Source organism: Pseudomonas sp. K5002 (assembly GCF_013386655.1).
Taxonomy (GTDB): domain Bacteria; phylum Pseudomonadota; class Gammaproteobacteria; order Pseudomonadales; family Pseudomonadaceae; genus Aquipseudomonas.
Window position 1 is genome coordinate 1 of record NZ_JACARK010000453.1, and the last position, 4,089, is coordinate 4,089.

The 4,089-nt window shown below is 59.9% G+C and carries 4 protein-coding genes and 1 pseudogene; all 5 read left to right on the forward strand.

Translation table 11 applies throughout. From position 1 onward, the window contains the following. Positions 1 to 274, forward strand: a 274-nt coding sequence (locus tag HX846_RS20175) for an alpha/beta hydrolase fold domain-containing protein (RefSeq protein ID WP_178965975.1), incomplete at its 5' end; no start/stop codon positions are given. 103 nt (positions 275 to 377) lie between these two features. Beyond that, the gene (gene pip / locus HX846_RS20180) at positions 378 to 1,349 is read left to right on the forward strand and encodes a prolyl aminopeptidase (protein WP_008439282.1); all 972 of its coding nucleotides are present in this window, start codon (positions 378 to 380) and stop codon (positions 1,347 to 1,349) included. Next, a complete protein-coding gene (dtd, locus tag HX846_RS20185) occupies positions 1,346 to 1,783 on the forward strand; it encodes a D-aminoacyl-tRNA deacylase (protein ID WP_087692908.1) in 438 nt (145 codons plus the stop codon). Before pip ends, dtd begins: the two co-directional genes overlap by 4 nt. Positions 1,784 to 2,050: 267 nt before the next feature. Then, positions 2,051 to 3,802: a glucan biosynthesis protein G gene (locus HX846_RS20190; RefSeq protein WP_372242004.1), complete on the forward strand. Its 1,752-nt coding sequence runs from the start codon at positions 2,051 to 2,053 to the stop codon at positions 3,800 to 3,802. Then, positions 3,795 to 4,089: pseudogene (locus tag HX846_RS20195) on the forward strand (glucan biosynthesis glucosyltransferase H); the annotation flags it as partial. The gene HX846_RS20190 and the pseudogene HX846_RS20195, both read left to right, overlap by 8 nt.

Below are 4,089 nucleotides of genomic sequence, written 5' to 3' on the forward strand. Positions count from 1 at the left end.
GGGCAAGCCGTCGCCCTACGCCATGCCATTGCTGGCCGTGGATTTCAGCGGGTTGCCGCAGGCTTTGATCGCTGTCGCCCAGTTCGACCCGTTGCGGGACGACGGCATGCTCTACGCCGAACGCCTGCAAGGCGCCGGGGTGGCGGCCACGCTGTATCCCGGCAAAGGCCTGGTTCACGGCTGCCTGCGGGCCCGGGGCCAGGTGTTGGAGGTCGACCGGCTGTACGTTTATCTGCTGGACTACCTGCGTGGTGTTCTGCTGACACAGGTCTAGGTCCACGAGGACATGCTCATTGCACAATTCGGGTTTATGATGCCAGACGGCAAAATAATAGACGTCCCCCCAGGGATGAACTCGACCCCTTACGGAGCGCGCAATGCAGACTTTGTACCCGCAGATCAAACCCTACGCCCGGCACGATCTGGCCGTCGATGAAACCCACGTCCTGTACGTCGACGAAAGCGGTTCCCCGGAAGGCTTGCCCGTTGTGTTCATCCATGGCGGCCCCGGCGCCGGGTGTGATGCCAATAGCCGCTGCTATTTCGATCCTAATCTGTACCGAATTGTTACTTTTGATCAGCGTGGCTGCGGGCGCTCCACCCCACGGGCCAGCCTGGAAAACAACACCACCTGGGACCTGGTGGCCGACCTTGAGCGGATTCGCGAACATCTGGGCATCGAAAAATGGGTGCTGTTCGGCGGTTCCTGGGGCTCGACCCTGGCCCTGGCCTACGCGCAAACCCACCCGGAGCGTGTGCACGGCCTGATCGTGCGGGGCATTTTCCTGGCCCGCCCCCAGGACATTCAATGGTTCTACCAGGCCGGCGCCAGCCGCCTGTTCCCGGATTACTGGCAGGACTACCTGGCGCCTATCCCGGCGGAGGAGCGGCACGACCTGCTCAGCGCCTACCACAAGCGCCTGACCGGCAACGACCAGATCGCCCAGATGCACGCCGCCAAGGCCTGGTCCACGTGGGAAGGGCGCATGTTGGGCCTGTGCCCGAACCCGCAATTGATCGAGCGTTTCTCCGAACCCCAGCGCGCCCTGTCGATTGCCCGTATCGAATGCCATTACTTCACCAATAACTCGTTCCTTGAACCTGACCAGTTGATCCGCGACATGCACAAGATCGCCCACCTGCCTGGCGTAATCGTGCATGGCCGCTACGATATGATCTGCCCGCTGGACAATGCCTGGGAGCTGCATCAGGCCTGGCCCAACAGTGAGCTGCAGATCATCCGCGAGGCCGGCCATGCGGCTTCCGAACCCGGAATTACCGATGCGCTGGTGCGTGCGGCGAGTGAAATGGCACGGCGCCTGCTTGATTTGCCGCCTGAAGAAGCATGAAGGGGCTTTTGCAACGGGTGCGCGGCGCCCGGGTCGAGGTAGAGGGGCAGGTGGTCGGGGCGATAGACCAGGGTTTGCTGGTGCTGGTGGCTGTCGAGCCTTCGGATACGCAAGCCAGCGCCGACAAGCTGCTGCATAAGCTGCTTAACTATCGGGTGTTCAGCGACGACGAGGGCAAGATGAACCTGTCCTTGAAAGACATTGGCGGCGGTTTGCTGCTGGTGTCGCAGTTCACCCTGGCGGCAGACACCAAGAGTGGGCTGAGGCCGAGCTTCTCCACGGCGGCACCGCCGGCGTTGGGCGAGGCGCTTTTCGACTATCTGCTGTTACAAGCGCAACAATTGCATGGCACGGTAGCGGCAGGGCGTTTTGGCGCTGATATGCAGGTGCATTTGGTCAATGATGGGCCGGTCACCTTCCTGTTACAGACGTGAATGTACTGAAAACGACTTGTGATGCCCAAAAAACCGGGTTTTCGCTACAAATACTTCGCTGACCCTGATGCGTTGTCACGCGGGCTACTAGATAATCGCGCGCTACGGGGATCAGCGTTAATTGGTCCATTTTTGACTTAGGTAGAGACTTGTCCGATAGCCATTGGGGAATCATTTAGCCCCATGGGAGTCGGAACAATGCTCGCCAACCTGGCATATAGATAGCTGGCCGTTGGTTTTTTGATCTGTTTTCGGCGAGGGTTGCTCGTGATTGTTAGTCCCTGTAATGCACCAAAATTGTCTGCCAAACGGTTACGAAACGTACTGGTGACGGGCTCTGCCCTGTTTTGCCTGTTCGGCGCGGGTCAACTGTGGGCATTCAGTCTGGATGATGTGTCGGCCAAGGCAAAAGAGCTGGCCGGGCAGAAATACGAAGCTCCGCGCAGCAATTTGCCGAACGAATTCCGCGAAATGAAATTCGCTGATTACCAGAAAATTCGTTTCCGCAACGAAAAAGCCGAGTGGGCCGATCAGAACACCCCGTTCAAGCTGTCCTTCTACCACCAGGGTATGCATTTCGATACACCGGTGAAAATCAACGAAGTCACCGCCGACAGCGTTCAGGAAATCAAGTACGACCCGTCCCGCTTCGATTTCGGCGACGTCAAGTTTGATCCCAAATCCACCGAACAGCTGGGTTATGCCGGTTTCCGTGTGCTGTACCCGATCAACAAGGGTGACAAGCAAGACGAAATCATGACCATGCTCGGCGCCAGCTATTTCCGCGTCGTGGGCAAGGACCAGGTCTACGGCCTGTCTGCCCGCGGCATGGCGATCGACACTGCGTTGCCGTCCGGCGAAGAATTCCCGCGTTTCACCGAGTTCTGGATCGAGCGTCCAAAACCGGGTGAGAAACAGCTGGTGATCTACGCCCTGCTGGATTCGCCGCGGGCCACCGGCGCTTATCGCCTGATCCTGCGCCCGGGTACCGACACCATCGTCGACGTCAAATCCCAGATGTACCTGCGTGACAAGGTCACCAAGCTGGGCATCGCCCCGCTGACCAGCATGTTCCTGTTCGGCGCCAACCAGCCGTCCAAGGTCCTCAACTACCGTCGCGAGCTGCACGATTCCAGCGGCCTGTCGATCCATGCCGGCAACGGCGAGTGGATCTGGCGCCCACTGAACAACCCCAAACACCTGTCGGTCAGCAACTTCACCGTGGAAAACCCGCGTGGTTTCGGCCTGCTGCAACGCGGCCGCAACTTCAGCCACTACGAAGACCTCGACGACAACTACGACAAGCGCCCAAGCGCCTGGATCGAGCCTGAAGGCGATTGGGGCAAGGGCTCCGTCGACCTGGTAGAGATTCCGACCGCCGATGAAACCAACGACAACATCGTTGCGTTCTGGAGCCCGGAAACACTGCCTGAGCCAGGCAAGCCGCTGGACGTTGCCTACCGCCTGCACTGGACATTGCAAGACGCCGAGTTCCATTCGCCAGAAAGCGCCTGGGTCAAGCAGACCCTGCGTTCCACCGGCGACGTCAAGCAATCCAACCTGATCCGTCAGCCAGACGGCAGCGTGGCTTACCTGGTGGACTTCGAGGGCCCGTCCCTGAAGAAACTGCCAGCTGACGCACCGGTTCGCAGCCAGGTCAGCGTGGGCGACAACGCCGAAATCGTTGAAAACAGCGTGCGCTACAACCCGCACACCCAAGGCTGGCGCTTGACCCTGCGCATGAAGATCAAGGACGCAGGCAAGCCGACTGAAATGCGCGCTGCTCTGGTTCAGGACATCGTGCAGCCGGAACCGGAGAAGGTTTCGACCCAAGTGTTGAAAGCCGACAAGGTCCTGGCCAAGCAGCACGAGAAAGCGGCCAAGAAAGACGCCAAGGACAAGGACGCCAAGCAGCCGGAAGCGGCTGCCCCAGCCACATCACTCCCTACCCAGGATCAGGCCAAGACAGAGCAAGTCCTGACCGAAACCTGGAGCTATCAGTTGCCTGCCGATGAGTAATTCTCAAGTCCAGCCAGAGACTCTTGCCGAGTACCTGGCGCATCTACCGATGACCGATGAGCAGCGCGCCGAACTGGCGGGCTGCGAGTCCTTCAGTGAATTGCACAAGCGCCTGTCATCGTCCACGTTCGACGCACCTGCCGACGCTGCCCAGGCATCGGTAGGCGCCCGGCTGACCCTCAACACTGCCGAAGAGCTGCAAGACGCCGAAATGCTGGTGCTCGACGCCAGCGGCCGGGTTTGCCTCAAGGCCACGCCGCCGATCCGTCGGACCAAGGTCGTGCCTG

Excerpts from the sequence above, each read along its gene's own strand:
- pip (WP_008439282.1), top strand. The coding sequence starts at position 378 with ATGCAGACTTTGTACCCGCAGATCAAACCCTACGCCCGGCACGATCTG.
- dtd (WP_087692908.1), top strand. The coding sequence starts at position 1,346 with ATGAAGGGGCTTTTGCAACGGGTGCGCGGCGCCCGGGTCGAGGTAGAG.